Annotated in this window: 14 protein-coding genes and 1 rRNA gene; 6 read left to right on the forward strand and 9 right to left on the reverse strand. The window is 70.0% G+C overall.

Going from position 1 to position 16,211, the window contains the following annotated elements; all coding sequences use genetic code 11:
• Positions 1-159 precede the first annotated feature (159 nt).
• A 5S ribosomal RNA gene (gene rrf, locus ABT288_RS31710) occupies positions 160-276 on the forward strand.
• A 47-nt stretch (positions 277-323) separates the two neighbouring features.
• Here rrf and ABT288_RS31715 read toward each other — a convergent pair.
• Positions 324-875 carry a cysteine hydrolase family protein gene (locus ABT288_RS31715; protein WP_351615014.1) on the reverse strand — a complete coding sequence of 184 codons (552 nt, stop codon included), beginning with the start codon at positions 873-875 and terminating at the stop codon, positions 324-326.
• A 54-nt stretch (positions 876-929) separates the two neighbouring features.
• On the opposite strand from ABT288_RS31715, the gene ABT288_RS31720 reads away from it, so the two are divergent.
• The gene (locus ABT288_RS31720) at positions 930-1,496 is read left to right on the forward strand and encodes a GNAT family N-acetyltransferase (RefSeq protein ID WP_351615017.1); all 567 of its coding nucleotides are present in this window, start codon (positions 930-932) and stop codon (positions 1,494-1,496) included.
• Positions 1,497-1,529: 33 nt separating this feature from the next.
• Here the strand turns inward: ABT288_RS31720 and ABT288_RS31725 are convergent, their stop codons facing one another.
• The 8 genes from ABT288_RS31725 to ABT288_RS31760 form a co-directional block, all read right to left on the reverse strand.
• Positions 1,530-3,038 (reverse strand): type IV secretory system conjugative DNA transfer family protein, encoded by a 1,509-nt coding sequence (locus tag ABT288_RS31725; RefSeq protein ID WP_351615020.1) that lies wholly within the window; start codon positions 3,036-3,038, stop codon positions 1,530-1,532.
• A gap of 41 nt (positions 3,039-3,079) precedes the next feature.
• A complete protein-coding gene (locus ABT288_RS31730) occupies positions 3,080-4,492 on the reverse strand; it encodes an ATP-binding protein (RefSeq protein ID WP_228626652.1) in 1,413 nt (470 codons plus the stop codon).
• Positions 4,493-4,506: 14 nt separating this feature from the next.
• The gene (locus ABT288_RS31735; protein WP_351615022.1) at positions 4,507-6,066 is read right to left on the reverse strand and encodes an SCO6880 family protein; all 1,560 of its coding nucleotides are present in this window, start codon (positions 6,064-6,066) and stop codon (positions 4,507-4,509) included.
• Positions 6,063-7,397 (reverse strand): hypothetical protein, encoded by a 1,335-nt coding sequence (locus ABT288_RS31740; protein ID WP_351615025.1) that lies wholly within the window; start codon positions 7,395-7,397, stop codon positions 6,063-6,065. The genes ABT288_RS31735 and ABT288_RS31740 overlap by 4 nt, the downstream gene beginning before the upstream one ends.
• Positions 7,387-8,214, reverse strand: a complete 828-nt coding sequence (locus ABT288_RS31745) for a DUF8175 domain-containg protein (protein WP_351615028.1) — start codon at positions 8,212-8,214, stop codon at positions 7,387-7,389. Before ABT288_RS31745 ends, ABT288_RS31740 begins: the two co-directional genes overlap by 11 nt.
• A 108-nt stretch (positions 8,215-8,322) precedes the next feature.
• Positions 8,323-8,631, reverse strand: coding sequence for a DUF8827 family protein (locus tag ABT288_RS31750; RefSeq protein WP_351213614.1), 309 nt, complete (start codon positions 8,629-8,631; stop codon positions 8,323-8,325).
• 736 nt (positions 8,632-9,367) lie between these two features.
• Positions 9,368-10,729, reverse strand: coding sequence for a S53 family peptidase (locus ABT288_RS31755; RefSeq protein ID WP_351615031.1), 1,362 nt, complete (start codon positions 10,727-10,729; stop codon positions 9,368-9,370).
• A 261-nt stretch (positions 10,730-10,990) separates the two neighbouring features.
• Positions 10,991-11,605, reverse strand: coding sequence for a TetR/AcrR family transcriptional regulator (locus tag ABT288_RS31760; protein ID WP_351615034.1), 615 nt, complete (start codon positions 11,603-11,605; stop codon positions 10,991-10,993).
• A 62-nt stretch (positions 11,606-11,667) separates the two neighbouring features.
• Here ABT288_RS31760 and ABT288_RS31765 point away from each other — a divergent pair, with 62 nt between their 5' ends.
• The 4 genes from ABT288_RS31765 (at position 11,668) to ABT288_RS31780 (ending at position 16,207) form a co-directional block, all read left to right on the forward strand.
• On the forward strand, positions 11,668-12,570 hold the full coding sequence (locus tag ABT288_RS31765) for an oxidoreductase (protein WP_351615037.1): 903 nt from the start codon (positions 11,668-11,670) through the stop codon (positions 12,568-12,570).
• A gap of 247 nt (positions 12,571-12,817) precedes the next feature.
• Complete coding sequence (locus tag ABT288_RS31770; RefSeq protein ID WP_351615040.1) at positions 12,818-13,588, forward strand: trypsin-like serine peptidase; 771 nt, start codon at positions 12,818-12,820, stop codon at positions 13,586-13,588.
• 711 nt (positions 13,589-14,299) lie between these two features.
• Positions 14,300-15,256: a bifunctional lytic transglycosylase/C40 family peptidase gene (locus ABT288_RS31775; protein WP_351615114.1), complete on the forward strand. Its 957-nt coding sequence runs from the start codon at positions 14,300-14,302 to the stop codon at positions 15,254-15,256.
• A gap of 246 nt (positions 15,257-15,502) precedes the next feature.
• A complete protein-coding gene (locus tag ABT288_RS31780) occupies positions 15,503-16,207 on the forward strand; it encodes a phosphatase PAP2 family protein (protein ID WP_351615042.1) in 705 nt (234 codons plus the stop codon).
• Positions 16,208-16,211: the final 4 nt, after the last annotated feature.

The raw sequence follows: 16,211 nt of genomic DNA on the forward strand, positions 1-16,211 counted from the left end.
GTTGATAGGCCGGATCTGGAAGCCAGGTAACTGGTGGAGGTGACCGGTACTAATAGGCCGAGGGCTTGTCCTCAGTTGCTCGCGTCCACTGTGTTGGTTCTGAAACCACGAACAGCCCCGCCCGGTGAGGGTGGTGCGGCGTTCACAGTTTCATAGTGTTTCGGTGGTCATAGCGTGAGGGAAACGCCCGGTTACATTCCGAACCCGGAAGCTAAGCCTCACAGCGCCGATGGTACTGCAGGGGGGACCCTGTGGGAGAGTAGGACACCGCCGAACAATTCTTGGGAAAGGCCCACGCCGGAAGGCGTGGGCCTTTCTGCGTTTCAGAAGGTGACTTCGGCTGTTTTGACGATTCCGCCCCGGCGGCCGGGTGCATTCTGGCCGCTCCAGTAGAGGTTGGTGTGGGCGATGACCTGTTCCGGGGCCGGCGCCCCGTACTCGGTGAGGTCCTCCGTGGTGTGCGCGTCGGCGACCAGCGTGGCGTCGTAGCCCCGCACGAGGGCGCCGTGCAGGGTGGAGCGGATACAGAAGTCGCTCTGGGCCCCCGTGACGACAAGGCGGCCCACTCCGCGCTGTGCGAGGACGGACTCCAAGTCGGTGTCCTCGAAGGAGTCCCTGTAGCTCTTGGCGACGAGGGGCTCGGAATCGAGGCGCTTCAGTTGCGGGACGTACTCCCAGCTCTCGGTACCCGGCGCCAGGTCCTCGTCCTGGTGCTGCACCCAGATCACCGGGACGCCCGCCGCGCGGGCCCTGTCGACGAGGGTGCTGATGTTGGCGATGACGCCGTCGCGGTGCGGCGAGCTCGGCACCATCACGCCGTTCTGGACGTCGATGACGAGCAGGGCGGTGTGCGGGCGTTGGGACAGTGTTGTCATGACTGGCACAATATGGGATGCCGCTGACAACGGGCTGGCACTACGGTGGCCCCCATGAGCACCTCGACCATCGGTGACTACGTCATCCGAGCCATACGACCCGACGACTGGCCCCGGGTGAAGCAGCTGCGGCTGGAAGCCCTGCGGGACCCGGTCGCGCACCTCGCCTTCCTGGAGACCTACGAGGAGGGCGCCGCCAAGGCGGACTCCTTCTGGCAGGACCGGGCCGTCGGTTCCGGTGAGGGGTCCACGGCGGCGCGGCAGTTCATCGCCGAGGCCTCCGACGGGACCTGGGCCGGCTCGGTCACCGTACTCATCGAGGAGGCCGGGACGAAGGACTGGGCCGGGCTTGCCGTCGAGCGCCGGCAGGGGCATGTGGTCGGGGTGTACGTCCGGCCCGAGCACCGGGGGAACGGGCTGATCAAGGCCCTGCTCGACGCCGGTGTGGAGTGGGCGCGGGAGCGGGGCTCGGAGCGCGTACGGCTGCTGGTGCACGAGGACAACGACCGGGCCCAGAGCGCCTACCGCAAGGCGGGGTTCGTGCCGAGCGGGGTGATCGTGCCGTTCGTGCGGGACCAGGTGCAGCACGAGGTGGAGTTCGTGCTGGAGTGGCGGTCCTAAGACCTGTCCTGGGAAACCCGTCCTGGACCTGTCCTAGACCGGTAGTTCCTGGTGCGGCCAGCGGGAGCGGGCCTGTTCGCGGGAGCGGAGCAGGGCGAGGGCGGGCAGGCCCTGGTCGGTGCCGGTGGCCAGCAGCTCGGGGAGCTGCGGGATGGGGGCCACGGCCGCGATGTCGTCCAGCACGAGGGTGAGTGGTGGGTCGAGCCGACCGGAGGATGACCGTTCGGCCATGCGCCGGCCGCGCTCGACCACGCTGGAGACGAGGGCCGTCAGGAGCGGCATCGCGCCGGGGTTGCTCCGGGGGTCCTCGATGGATTCACCGACCACATAAAGCGTGCCCCCTTCGTGGACGAAGGAATCCAAGGCGAGCGCATCAGTTCGGCTGGGGGTGCAGGCCTCGCGGATGTTGACGGTGAACAGGGCCGAGAGGGCTCGGCTGGTCAGCTCCTGGGCGATGTCGCGGCGTTCGGGGTGTGCGGTGAGCGCGGCCTCGAGTTCGCCGGCGGCGCCGGGGGCGGCCTTGGGGTGGGTACGGAGGGTCCGTACGGCGTCCTGGACCTGGTTGCCCTGGGACCAGCGGTGGACGTGGCGGATGGTGCGGTTCTCCAGGGCGGCGGCGTGGAGGTAGCTCCGCAGGAGCGTCACTGCGGTGTCGGCCACGGCCTGGTCGATCCTGGCCGTCGGCTGTACGGGTCCGAGGAGGGCGGTGGCTCTGCTCAGCGCGGTCTGTTTGTCCTCGCAGCCGGTGGTGGGGGACCAGTGGAGGCGGGCCGGGGTGTCGCAGAGGTGGGTGGGGTCGTAGAGGAGGGTGGGGCCGAGTTTGGCTCTGGCGTCCTTTGTCTCGGACCAGAGGGCGGGGTTGGAGGTGACGACCAGGGCGGGGCCTTCCGCGTCGCGTACGGCTTGCGCGGCGGCCGTGCGGCGGGCCGCGGGTGGGGCGTAGAGCACCGGGCCTTCGGGGCGAGTGGTTTCCCAGCCGTCCACCCTTTCACCGTCGGCTTCACCGTCGGCCGAGAGGGGGGCCAGGGGCTTCTGCGGTGCCGGGTCCGGCGGGGTCGCCCTGGGCTGCGGGGCCGGGAGGGCCTGCGTCGGCTCCGGCTCCGAACGCGGTACCGGCACCTCGTACCGCCGTTCCGGAGCCGTCGGCATCGCCTTCTGGGCCCGCGCCCGCGCTCTGCCCGCCCGCCATCTCGCCACCGCTCCCATCACGAACACGGTGAGGACGAACAGGACCATCAGCTGGCCGATGAACAGGCCCCAGAACAGGCCCCAGCCGGAGAGCCGGGCGGCGGGGGTGTCGGGCCAGGCGCCGGTGATGTCGTGAGGTGCGCCGATGAGGTGGCGCATGGCGAGGGGGGTGCGGGTGAAGGTGACGCCGTGCGGCCAGGCGCCCTTGGCGAAGAGGGCGGCGAGGCCCGTGGCCGTCCACACCAGCACGGTCATGCCGAGGAGGAAGGCGAGTACGCCGACCAGCAGGCCGTCGGGGATGCCGCCCTGGCCCTCCCGGCGATCCTCGCGGCGGTCGCGAGCGTCCGGTCTCACCCGTTCCTCCCCTGCCTCTGCCCCGGCTCCGGCCCCTGCGCCTACGCCACCGTCGACTCGGAGTCGCCCAGGTGCTGTTCCACGAAGGCCGCCGCCCGCTGCTCGGCCTCCAGTTCGGCGGCGCGCAGCGCGTCGTCGGCCGTGAGGTCGCTGGAGGACTCGGTCATCGCGCGGTCGGTGAAGACCAGCGGGCGTTCCGTCTCCGTGACCAGGTGTTTGACCACCTGGACATTGCCGTTGACGTCCCATACGGCGATGCCGGGCGTCAGTGTCGGGATGATTTCCACGGCCCACCTCGGCAAACCCAGCACCCGGCCGGTGGCCCGGGCCTCGTCGGCCTTCTGGGCGTAGATGGTCCTGGTGGAGGCCATCTTCAGGATCGCCGCCGCCTCCTTGGCCGCGGCGCCGTCCACGACGTCGGACAGGTGGTGCACCACCGCCACGAAGGAGAGACCCAGCCGGCGGCCGAACTTCAGCAGGCGCTGGAACAGCTGGGCCACGAACGGGCTGTTGATGATGTGCCAGGCCTCCTCGACCAGGAAGATGCGCTTCTTGCGGTCGGGGCGGATCCAGGTGTGCTCCAGCCACACGCCGACGATCGCCATGAGGATGGGCATGGCGATGGAGTTGCGGTCGATGTGGGAGAGGTCGAAGACGATCAGCGGGGCGTCCAGGTCGATCCCCACGGTCGTCGGGCCGTCGAACATGCCGCGCAGGTCACCGTCGACCAGGCGGTCCAGGACCAGGGCGACGTCCAGGCCCCAGGCCCGTACGTCGTCTATGGCGACGTTCATCGCCTCGGCCGACTCCGGCTCGGGGTGCCGTAGCTGCTCGACGATGTCGGAGAGGACCGGCTGGCGGTCGAGGATCGACTCGTTGACGTAGGAGTGGGCGACCTTGAGGGCGAAGCCGGCACGTTCGTCCAGGCCGTGGCCCATCGCGACCTCGATGATGGTCCGCAGCAGCGCGAGCTGGCCGGTGGTCGTGATCGCCGGGTCCAGGGGGTTGAGCCGGATTCCGTGGTTCAGGGCGGCCGTGGGGTCGAGCCGGATGGGAGTTATCCCCAGCTCCTCCGCGATCAGGTTCCATTCGCCGACCCCGTCCTCGCCCTGGGCGTCCAGGACGACGACCTGGCGGTCCCTGAAGCGCAGCTGGCGCAGGACGTAGGTCTTCTCCAGGGCCGACTTGCCGTTGCCGGACTCGCCGAGGACCAGCCAGTGCGGGGCGGGGAGCTGCTGGCCGTAGAGCTGGAAGGGGTCGTAGATGTAGCCCTTGCCGGAGTACACCTCGCGGCCGATGATGACGCCGGAGTCGCCGAGGCCGGGCGCGGCCGTGGGCAGATAGACGGCCTGGGCCTGGCCCGTGGAGGTGCGCACCGGCGGCCGGGTCGTCTCGACCTTCCCGAAGAGGAAGGAGGTGAAGGCGTCGGTGAGGACGGACAGCGGATCCCGCATCGGTGAATCAGCCCCTACCTTCGGATGCCGGTGGCGAAGGGAAGTGTGTTCACGAAGGCGCGGTGGTGCTCTCGGTCGCACCACTCCAGCTTGAGGTACGACTTGCCGGCGGAAGCTCTTATCGTGCGCTTGTCGCGGTTGAGGGCCTCCGGGGTACGGGCGGAGACGGTGATGTAGCCGACGAGGTTGACGCCGGCGGCGCCGCTGGCGAGGTCCTCGCCGCGCTGGTCGATGCGGTTGTGCGCGGCGACGTCGCGCGGGTCGACGGTGCGGTTCATCTTGGCGGCGCGGGAGGCTTCGGCCTCGTCGTTGGTCTTCTCGGTCAGCATGCGTTCGATGGCTACCTCGGTGGGTTCGAGATCCATCGTCACCGCGACCGTCCGGATGACGTCCGGGGTGTGGACGAGGAGGGGTGCGAGGAAGTTGACGCCCACCGGGGTCATCGGCCACTCCTTCACCCAGGCCGTGGCGTGGCACCAGGGCGCGCGGGTGGCGGACTCCCTCGTCTTCGCCTGGAGATAGGTGGGCTCCATGGCGTCGAGCTCGGCCGGCCAGGCGTTGCGCTTGGTCATCGCCTGGATGTGGTCGATGGGGTGGTCCGGGTCGTACATGGAGTGGATGAGGGAGGCGAGCCGGCCCTGGCCCAGCGGCTGGCGGACCCGGATGTCGGCCTCCTGGAGGCGGGAGCAGATGTCGGTCAGCTCACGGGCCATGACCACCGCGAGCCCCGCGTCGCGGTCGACCTTGCCGCCGCGGGCGCGGACGGCACGGGCCATGGCGTGTGCCTCGGCGGCCAGTTCCCGGTTGTAGGTCATACAGGCGACGAGGTAGGCGCGGTGCTGCTCGCTGCTGGTGGACACCATGGACTGCAGCTGGTCGTACGACTGCTGGAGCCAGCCGGGGGAGCGGGTGTCACCGCGCTGGGCGACGTCCTTGGCGTGGGCGTCGGGGTCGGCGGGCAGGGTGCGGGCGAGCATCTGCAGCCGGGTCACGAACCCGTCGCCGTTGGCGACGTGCTTGAGGAGCGTGCCGAAGCGGTCGACCAGGGCCTCCTGGTCCTCGGAGTCGCGCAGGCCGACGCCGGGACCTTCGATCTCGATGGCGGCGGTGACGGTCTTGCGGTCGGCGTGCAGCAGTACGGCGATCTCGTCGGGCCCGAAGGGGGCGGCGAGCCAGGTGATGCGGCCGATGCCCGGGGGCGGGCCGACCTCCACCTCCCGCCCGTCGAGCCGCGTGCCCGCCTCCATGACGCCGGAGCGGTAGACGGCTTGGCCGCCCTTGACGGCGCGCTTGTAGCTGCGGTTGATCTCGAACCACTTGTAGAAGGTGCGGCGCTTGTACGGCACGTAGACCGCGGCGAGCGCGAGCAGCGGGAAGCCCGTCAGCAGCACGATGCGCAGGGACAGGACCGGGACGAGCAGGCCGCACATCATGCCGAGGAACGCGCCCGCGACGATCAGCGCGATCTCGCCGGACTCGCGGTTCCGGCCGATGATCGCGTTCGGCCGGGCGCGGCCGATGAGATACGTACGGCGGGGCGTGACCGGATGGGACAGGTGGGACTCGGTCGTCAACGCCCTTCACCTCCCGTGCGGTTGATATTGCGGGTGTTGCCGGCGTGCGGGGTGTTGGCGGGGCTGGGCGCGCGGGGCGCGGGCGCGGCGGAGGGGACGGCTCCGCCGCCGGTGGGGGTACGGCTGCTGTGGGCGGCGACGCCGCCGGTGGCGGGGTTGGCGGGGCGCGGGGTGCTGCCGCCGGTCTGTCCTCCGCCGGCTGCGTTGTTGTCGGCGCGGGAGCTGTGGGTCTTGATGCCCTGGGCGACGAGGGTGGCGGGGGAGCTGATGACGGCGGCGGCCTTGCTCTCGGCGCCCTGCATGATGCGGTTGTTGCGGCCGTTGGCGATCTCGTCGCCGAAGCCGGGGACGAAGCGGTAGATCATCGCGCTGGCGAAGATGGCGAGCAGGATGATGGCGAGGCCGGAGACGACGGCGGAGAAGGAGTCGGGGCCGTTGCCGCTGGACAGGGCCCCGGCGAGGCCGAGCACGATCACGATGACGGGCTTGACGAGGATCACGGCGATCATGATCCCGGCCCAGCGGCGGACGTGCCCCCACAGGTTCTTGTCGACGAGGCCGGCGTAGACGACGGTGCCGAGGAGGGCGCCGACGTAGAGGAGCGCGGCCCTGATGACGAGCTCCAGCCAGAGGACGCCGGCGGCGAGGATGCTGACCAGGGAGACCACGATCAGCATGATCGGTCCGCCGCCGATGTCGGTGCCCTTGCCGAGGGCGCCGGAGAAGGTGCCGAAGAACGTGTCGGCCTGGTCGCCGGTGGCCTTGGCGAGGACGTCCGTGACGCCGTCAGTGGCCGACACGACCGTGTACAGGATCAGCGGGGTGAAGGCGGAGGCGAGCACCGTCAGCCACAGGAACCCGACGGCTTCCGAGATGGCGGTGGTCAGCGGCACGCCGCGCACGGCCCGCTTGGCCACGGCCAGGAGCCACAGCAGGAGCGTGAGGATCGTGGACGCGGCGAAGACGATCGCGTACTGCTGCAGGAACTTGGGGTTGGTGAAGTCGACGTTGGCGGTCTCCTTCACGGCCTTGCTGAGCTTGTCGATGGTCCAGGTGGCGGCGTCCGCGCAGCCCTTCGCCAGGGAGGAGAGGGGGTCGAGGGTGTCGGTGAGGGGGTTGTTGGTGGGCCCGGTCACGCCGGACTTGGAGCCGCCGCCGTCGTTTTGGCAGTACTTCTTGGCAGGCCCGGCGATTAGCGAACAGGGGTCGTTGCTCTTGGAGGGTGTCGGGTTGGGGGCTGCGGCGGCGCGTGAGGCCAGGAGTACGACCGTGGTCTGTACGGCGGCCACTAGGCCGGTGAGCTTGAGCGTGCGGTGCTGGCTACCGGGCATAGGTGAAGCCTCCGAACTCCTGGACCGCCTTGCTGATCTCGTCGGCCCCGGACACAGGGTTGTCACCGGCGACGGGGGTGGGACCGGTTTTCTGGGTGGATTCCAGGACCTTCCAGTCACTGTTGATCCAGCGCAACTTCATGGCCACGGTGAACCAACTGCTGGTCACCGGGTTGGTTGAACCTTCGCCGGCGATGCCGAAGAGGCCGTTGCACCAGACCTCGACCGTGACGGCGCCGCTGTTGTACGACGTCACCTTTGTGCCGACCGGCATCGTGCGATCCACGAACGTGCTGCCCACGGGTGCACTGCCGTCGTTGTTGAGCCCGATCTTCCTCAGGAACGCAGCCGAGTAGTCGGCATCGAATCCCGACTGGAGACTGTTCACGGTGCTGGGATCGGCGATGGTCTGCACGATCTGGTGCCGCCGGACGTTGTTGAACATACCGTCAGAGCCGAGGAGCGTCGCATAGTTCGCCGCCGCACTCTCCGCCCCTTGCTCCGTATGCGCGAAGCCCGACGGGATACCGCCGGTCTTGGCGTCCACCGGTCGCGTGCCCGTGGCGGCGGTGGACGACGTGTGTGGCTGGGAGCCCTTGGCCGTCGACCCGCCCCCGGACGATTGGTCCCCCCGGTTGGCGAAAGCGATCGCTGCGATGAGGAGGACGACTACGCCGACGACCGTGATCAGGGAGCGGGAGGAGGAGCGGGTGGGGCGGCGGGGGGCGCCGCCGTAGGGGTCGGTTTCGGGGAGGCGGGTGCGGGTGTGGCCCGTGTCGCCGTAGTCGGTGTAGGCCTGGTCGTCTCCGGAGGTCATGGCGTGCGCGCTCCCTCACCCTCGTAGGCGTACGACGGTAGCCGTGCTGGTTGCCGCGCGGGCGCGGTGTGGTGACTCGACATCAGGGAGACGCAACCTTCAGGGGACTCAGACCGCCATGCCGTACACGATCGTGAACAGGGTGCCGAGGGAGCCGATGATGAAGACCCCGGTCAGACCGGCGATGATGAGGCCCTTGCCCTGCTCGGCGCTGAAGGTGTCCCGGAGGGCCGTGGCGCCGATGCGCTGCTTGGCGGCGCCCCATACCGCGATGCCGAGGCAGAGGAGGATGGCGACCGCCATCACCACCTCGATCATGACCTTCGCCTCGTTGCCCAGGCTGCCGAAGGGGCCCCAGTCCGGAGCGATTCCGCCGATGATGGTGTTGATGTTTCCCTTGTCGGCCGCAAAGAGCATGTAAGTCACCGCCCCTGGTGGGTAGTTCCGTTGGTCCCCTGCGGTGTGCAGAGGTCAGGCCTCATTGTCGCCGACAACCTCGCCAACGCATGTCGACTTGACGTCATTGACTGGCGGGTTTCGTACGAATGGCACGTACGGTCACTCTGTGTATCACGGCAGGTCACGCCGGGCAACGAGGTCCGACCGGAACCTGTCGTGTGGTTCGGTCGTTGTCGTCCTTTACGACCTGGCACGATTTCTGACGGCTGGTCGGGTGAGGCGTCGAGATGATGTTCTCATGGGCGGGGGCGGGAAACCGGACACAGCCCCGGCCGCCGGGTCGGCCACCGCCGAGGCGTCGGCGATCGTGCGCTTGCCGCGGCCCGTGTCCGTCGGCAGGCCGGCTCGGCGTCGTACGCCGAGCGGCCGGAGTCTTCGGTGCTGCTCGTCCTTCACGCGTCGTACGACGTGTCCGACGACGCCTCGGAGCCGCCGTAGCCGCCGTAGCCGCCGCAGCCGGTGGAGGCGTTTGGAGACGTTGGAGACGTACTTCGCGCCCAGGCCGACTGGAGGCCGGTGGGGTTCGACTCGCAGGTCACGCTCAACTCTCGGGTCACGCGCCGGGAGTTGGACAGGGAAGACGGGCCGCGGCCGGCTGCCGTGGCCCGTCTTCCTCTCCGTGCCGCCGAGGGGACCCCACGTCCCCCTCATTCGGCGGCTCCCCGTGACCCGACGGGGTGGTCGTGCGGGTGGATCAGCTCGCGGAGAAGGCGCTGGTGCCCTCCGGGGTGCCCCAGCCGGTCGGGCCGTCGTAGCCGGACCCGGCGGTGCAGAAGTAGTCCGTGTCGCAGGTGCCGTTGCTGCCGCTGGTCACGTCGTTCAGGGCGGAGGTGCCGGCCGCGTTGTACGGGTACTGGGCCGGGTAGTCAGTGCTGCCGGGCGTGCCGGCGAGGGCGTAGACCGAGGCGATGATCGGCGCGCTGGCGCTGGTGCCGCCGTAGGTGTTCCAGCCGGTGCCGTCGGAGCCGTAGGTGTCGTAGACGGAGACGCCGGTGGCGGGGTCGGCCACGGCGGACACGTCGGCGATCATGCGCTTGGCGCAGCCGCTGTCGGTCTGCCAGCTGGGCTTGGCGTCGTAGGCGGAGCAGCCGGAGCCGGTGCCCTCGGTGCTGGAGGTGTTCCAGACGGACTCGGTCCAGCCGCGGCTGTCGGAGGAGGTGGACAGGCTGGTGCCGCCGACGGCGGTCACGTACCGGGAGGCGGCCGGGTACTCGGCGCCGTAGCCCCCGTCGCCCGCGCTGGCGGTGATGGCGACGCCCGGGTGCTTGTAGTACGAGGTGTCGTACGACGTGTCCGACGACGACTCCGAGCCGCCGTAGCTGTTGGAGACGAACTTGGCGCCCAGCTTGACGGCCTCGTTCACGGCCGTGCCCAGGTTGGCGTCGGACGCCGACTTCGCCTCGACCAGCAGGATGTTGCAGTTCGGGCAGGTCGCGCTGACCATGTCGAGGTCGAGCGACTCCTCACCGGCCCAGCCGCTGTCGGCGGAGGGGAGCGAGGTGGTGGAGCCGGTCTGGCCGACCTTCTTGAAGCAGCCGTTGCCGGTGGTGCAGTCCGGCAGGCCGTAGTACGACCGGTAGGCCGCGAGGTCGGACTCGGCGTTCGGGTCGTCGTAGGCGTCGACGATGGCGACGGTCTCGCCGGAGCCGTTCGAGGACGCGGCGGAGGTGAGGCCGTACGCCGACTGGATGTCGCTCGGGCCGTAGCCGGTGGGGGAGTCGGAGGCGGCCTTCGGGGAGACGGTCTTCGGCGTCATGCCCTTCAGGGCCGCCTGCTTCTCCATGAAGGCGGTGGTGCCGCCGGTGACGCGCAGGGCGTCGCAGGCGGCGAAGCCCTTCTTCGGAGTGGCGCCGCACGCCTTCTCGTAGCGCACATGGGCCTTGGCGACCTGGGCGGCGACGGCCTTGGCGCTCACCTTGTGGGGTGCGGTGGCGGCTTCGGCGTGGGCCGCGGTGGTCACACCGGCGGCGAGGAGCGCGGCGGTGGCCGCGGCGGCCGACCCGACGCGGCGCCATCTGCCGCGTATGTGGGGGGAGGTGGGGGTGGTCGTACGCAAGGTACAGCCTCCTGGAAGTGGTGGACAGAGGCCTGCGGGTGTGGGGGTCCACCGGTGGGTGACCGGTGGGGGCGGCGGCCCGCGACGACCATCGCCTTGTTGAGTACGCGACAACAAGTGGCTTTCGGAATTCTGACTCCCGCGTTACTCAAGGCGGTTGGGGGATTGCTGATCAATGGCTGTGTGCTGGCGCTGTGCTGGGGGCCGCTTGACCCGGGGCACAGGTCCCGTACAGAGGGGGAACGGCCGGCCCGGGCGGGCTCACCGGGGCTTGAGGCCGTGGAGCAGCAGGTGGACGTGTTCGTCCAGGCCGCTCATGGCCTCCTCGGCGTCGAGCGCGCAGGCGGCGATGAGGGCGGCCAGGCCGTGCAGGCTCGCGGCGGCGATCATGGTGATCCGCTCGGGGTCGCCGGCGACGATCTCACCCTGCTCCTGTGCCTCCGCGATCATCCGGGCGAAGGAGCCGAGGGACTCGTCGACGGCGGCGGCGAGCTGGGCGGAGCTGTCGGGCGCGTGCTTGCGCGCGAACATCAGCTCCAGCAGCTCCGGGTTCTCGACGGAGAAGCCGAGGTAGGCCCGCGCGAGCGCCGCCATGCGTCCCTCGAAGGTGAGGCCGGGCCGTGCCGCGGCGGTGCCCAGGGCCTGGTTCAGGCGCTCGTACCCGTCGAGTGCGAGGGCGTCTATGAGCGCCTGCTTGTCCTTGAAGTGCCGGCCGGGGGCCGCGTGGCTCACCCCGACGTCCCGGGCCAGCTCGCGCAGCGAGAGCGCGCCGACGCCCTTCTCGCGCAGGGTGCGCTCGGCGCTCTTGAGCAGGGCGGCGCGCAGGTCTCCGTGGTGATAGGGGCGGTTCGTCGGTGACGGGGACAGGCGCGGCATGCGGACCATCGTACCCCGATGTTGTCATTGACATCATTGTTGTCGATGCCTACTTTGGAGCCATGAGCGATAAATGGAACGCGACCCAGCTCCCCGACCTGACCGGCCGTACGGCCGTCGTCACCGGCGCCAACAGCGGCATCGGCTTCGTCGCCGCCGAGGCGCTGGCCCGCGCCGGAGCGCATGTGGTCTTCGCCGTACGGGACCTCACGCGGGGCGGCGCCGCCGCGGCGAAGGTGAGCGGCAGCACCGAGGTGCGCCGCCTGGACCTGGCCGATCTGGACTCGGTGCGGGAGTTCGCGGCCGGCTGGGACCGCCCGCTGGACCTGCTGATCAACAACGCGGGCGTGATGATGCTGCCGGAGCAGCGCACCAAGCAGGGCTTCGAGATGCAGTTCGGCACGAACCACCTGGGCCACTTCGCGCTGACGAACCTGTTGCTGCCGCATGTGACGGACCGCGTGGTGACGGTCTCCTCCAGCCTCCACCGGGGCGGCGACGGAGTGATCCACTTCGAGGACGTGAACCTGCGGGGCCGCTACACCCCCACCCGCGCCTACGCCCAGTCCAAGCTGGCGAACCTCCTGTTCACCCTGGAACTCCAGCGCCGCCTCACCGAGGCCGCCTCCCCGGTGCGGGCCCTGGCCGCCCACCCCGGCTGGGCCGCCACGAACCTCCAGAGCCACCACGCGAACCCCCTGATGAGGGGTGTCATGGAGATCGGCAACAGGCTGTTCGCCCAGAGCGACAAGGCCGGCGCCCTGCCGACCCTGTACGCCGCGAGCCAGGACCTGCCCGGGGCGGCGTACGTCGGCCCCGGCGGCCTCGGCGAGATGCGCGGCGCCCCCACGCTCGTCGGCCGCAGCCGGGCGGCCGGTGACGCACAGACGGCCCGGCGGCTGTGGACCCTGTCGGAGGAGCTGACCGGAGTGGAATGGAGCCTGAAGCCGGCCGGCCGACCGTGACGTGCTTGTCCATGCCGAGCTGCCGCCATGACGGCTTTCTGATCGGCAGTCACGGGTGTCCCACCCTCCTTGTCACCCACATGGCGCAGTAACCCCCCGCACCATCCCTGTTGGAGGCGACGGAACGTAATCGCGGCTGGTCGGAGCACGATTGCCGGCACGCCGGGCGCCCAACGGGAGGTTTCACAGGAAAATCTCAGTTAAGTCGCAGCGGGATTCTCACGTTCGTGGGGGACAGTGAGCACTGATGAAGCGCATCTCACGCATCACGGTCACCTCGCGTCCCGCGCTGCTCGGGGCCGTGGTGATGCTCGCCCTGACCTCGGCGTCCGTAGCGGCCGCCGATGACGGGCCGGGGCCCCTCGGGGTCACCGCCGATGCCGCCGCGACCCGGCACACGGCGCGGATCGGCGCGCTGTTCGGCGCCGACCGGGCCGACGACCTGTCCGGCGGTCACTTCTGCACGGCCTCGGTCGTGCACAGCCCGCGGGGCAACCTCCTCGTCACCGCCGCGCACTGCGTGGGCGAGGCCGACAGCGATCTGGTGTTCGTGCCGGGCTACCGGGACGGACAGGCGCCGTACGGGGTGTGGAAGGTCGAAAAGCGCTACCTGCCCGACGGCTGGTCCAAGGACCAGGACGAGGACAGCGATCTGGCCCTCGTCACCGTCGACGACCTGGACGGCAGGCGGATCGAGGACGTCGTGGGAGGGAATCGGTTCACCCCCGGTACGGCCACCGGGGCCACCGCCGTGACCGTCACCGGCTACCCCGACTCCCGCGAGGTACCCGTCAGCTGCACCAACAAGCCGACCGCGCACAGCAGCACCCAGCAGCGCATTGATTGCCCCTCCCTCACCAGCGGCACCAGCGGCAGCCCCTGGATCAACGGTGACCAGCAGGTCGTCGGCATCCTCGGCGGCCACGAGGAGGGCGGCTCGACCGACGACGTGTCGTACAGCGTGGTGCTCGGCAGCCGGGCGGCCGAGTTGTACAAGGACGCGATCGGCGATCCTTGAAGTGCGGGCGGTGGGAAAGCGGCTGCTGCCGGGGGTGCACCTGGGGTCAGCCGCAGTCCGGCCGGCCTGCCGTTCGGCCAGCGGATCGCCGCCAATGGAGTCGTCTTCCCGTCCGTCTCTTCCGTCGCCCTCACCGCCGGCCTCTCGGCCGCCGCCTTCGTCGCCGCTGCCGCCGCCGCGCGCTGGGCGACCCGGCGCCGGCACAGGCTGCTGAAGCATGCCGACCGGGACGACACCGGTCGGCGCGGAGAGGGAGAACGCGGTGGGCGGGACGACGTCCCTGAAGGGGACACCGCTGAGCGGGCCGAACGGGCGTCGATGACCGAGGGGGCGCTGTAGGCCCACCGCACCAACAGGGAAGACGGGGCAGCGGCCCTTCCGGGGCCCTGGCCCGGCCCCGGCGCGAGGCGGAGACGGCACGGGCGGTCCGGAGTGCCTGTGGGCCCAGCCTGATCGACCCTCGTCGGACAGACAGGAGCGGCAGAGTCCTCACGCGGGAACACCGGGTGAGGACCGGCTTCCGGGACAGGTACCGGACCCGCAGTGGCACCGCATCCGCACACCCGGCGACAGCGGCAGCGTCATGTGCGCCGGGTTCGCTGTGAAATGACGCCACATCACGCCGAATCCGCCTTGAACCGTCGTCGCATGGGGGAAAGTTGAACCGTGCGGAAGGTATGGGTGATCGGTGGGGCGGCCGTCGGGCTCGGCATGGGCTTCGTCATGCTGCTCGTCATCGGGGTGTACGTCGTCGCCGGGAACCTCGTCAACGGAGTCACCTCGGGAGGCCGGGGGCTCGCCAAAGGTGCCGTACCGGCCGCCTACAAGTCGCTCGTGCAGAAGTGGGGCAACCTGTGCCCGGCGCTCACCCCCGCGCTGCTCGCCGCCCAGCTGTACCAGGAGAGCGGCTGGAACCCGACGGTCGTCAGCCCGGCCGACGCGCGCGGCATCGCCCAGTTCATCCCCAGCACATGGGCCACGCACGGCATCGACGGCAACGGCGACGGCAAGCGGGACATCTGGGACCCCAACGACGCGATTCCGTCGGCCGCTTCGTACGACTGCGAGCTGGCGAAGTATGTGAAGGACGTGCCGGGCAACGTCTCCGACAACATGCTCGCCGCCTACAACGCCGGTGCCTATCGCGTGATAAAGGCCGGCGGGGTTCCCCCCATCACCGAGACGCAGGACTACGTCAAGCGGATCCGGAGCCTGTCGCAGAGCTTCGCCGCGCCCGTGAGCCGGATCGATCCCACCCAACAGGCCGCCGGTGCCATCGCGTTCGCGCAGAGCAAGCTGGGGACGCTCTATCTGTGGGGTGGTGAGGGGTCGGCCGAGCAGGGCGGGCGGTTCGACTGTTCGGGGCTGACGCAGGCCGCGTACGCGAAGGTGGGCATCGATCTGCCGCGCGTGGCCAACGACCAGTACAACGCCGGTCCGCATCCCTCGCGGGACCAGCTCCTCCCGGGTGACCTGGTGTTCTTCTCCACCGACCGCAGCGATTCGCGGGCCATCCACCACGTGGGGATCTATGTGGGCGGTGGGTACATGATCGACGCGCCGCGGACCGGGGCCGTGATCCGGTTCGATCCGATCGACCTGCCGGACTACTTCGGCGCCACGCGCGTCACCGAAGATGGCGCAAAAGCGCTCCCCACGACGGTTTGACAGGATGTGACCCAGCGTGAAACACCCACCTGAGCTGCGATGATGAGTCTCTCTTCGATAACGTCTGCGTGATCATTCAGTGGAGAGTGGAACGTATTGATGGGGACCGTGCGTTCCTGTTGACGTAGCCGAGCAGACGTCAGTACGGGCAGTGCGGCAGTGCAGCGGAAGCGGATCTACGAACCACGGGGGTAGGAGCGGCGCACACGAGGTGCGTCCGGTAGCCGACGAAGGGGCCGCAGCACCATGGCTGTACTCGCCGAATCCGGATCGAACCCCGACGTCGAGCTGCTCTACGACATCAATGGCCTGGCCAAGGACGCGCCCCACTGGTTCGACCGGGTCATGGAGTTCGTCGGCGAGTACGGACTGCTGGTCGCCATGGTGCTGCTCGTGCTGTGGTGCTGGTGGTCCGTGCGGCGCCGGGGCGCCGAGGATGCCGCGTCCTGCGTCGCCGCGCTGCTGTGGGCGCCGCTCGCGGCCGGCATCGCGGTGCTGGTCAACATCCCGATCCGCGGCTTCGTGGAACGTCCCCGCCCCTTCGTCGAACACCAGGGGCTGGACGTCCTCGTCCCCGGCAAGACCGACTTCTCCTTCGTCAGCGACCACGCGACCATCACCATGGCGCTGGGCGTCGGCCTCTTCGTCGCCAACCGCCGCTTCGGCGTCGCCGGGATCGGGCTCGCCCTGCTGGAGGGCTTCTGCCGGGTCTACATGGGCGTGCACTACCCGACGGACGTCGTCGGCGGCTTCGCGCTCGGTACGGCCGTCGCGCTGCTGCTGTCCCCGCCGGCCATGGCGCTGCTCACCCCGCTGATGCGGGCGGTGGAGCGGTCGCCCCGGGCCGGGTGGATCGTACGGCGGCGGGCGGCGACGCCGGCCGGCCGGGACGCGGTGCTGCCGAGCACCCGTTCCTCGCTGGAGTCGGAGGAACGGGACCTGGCGGCGTAGGGCT

The sequence above is a fragment of the Streptomyces sp. NPDC001093 genome (assembly GCF_040298985.1).
Lineage (GTDB): Bacteria > Actinomycetota > Actinomycetes > Streptomycetales > Streptomycetaceae > Streptomyces.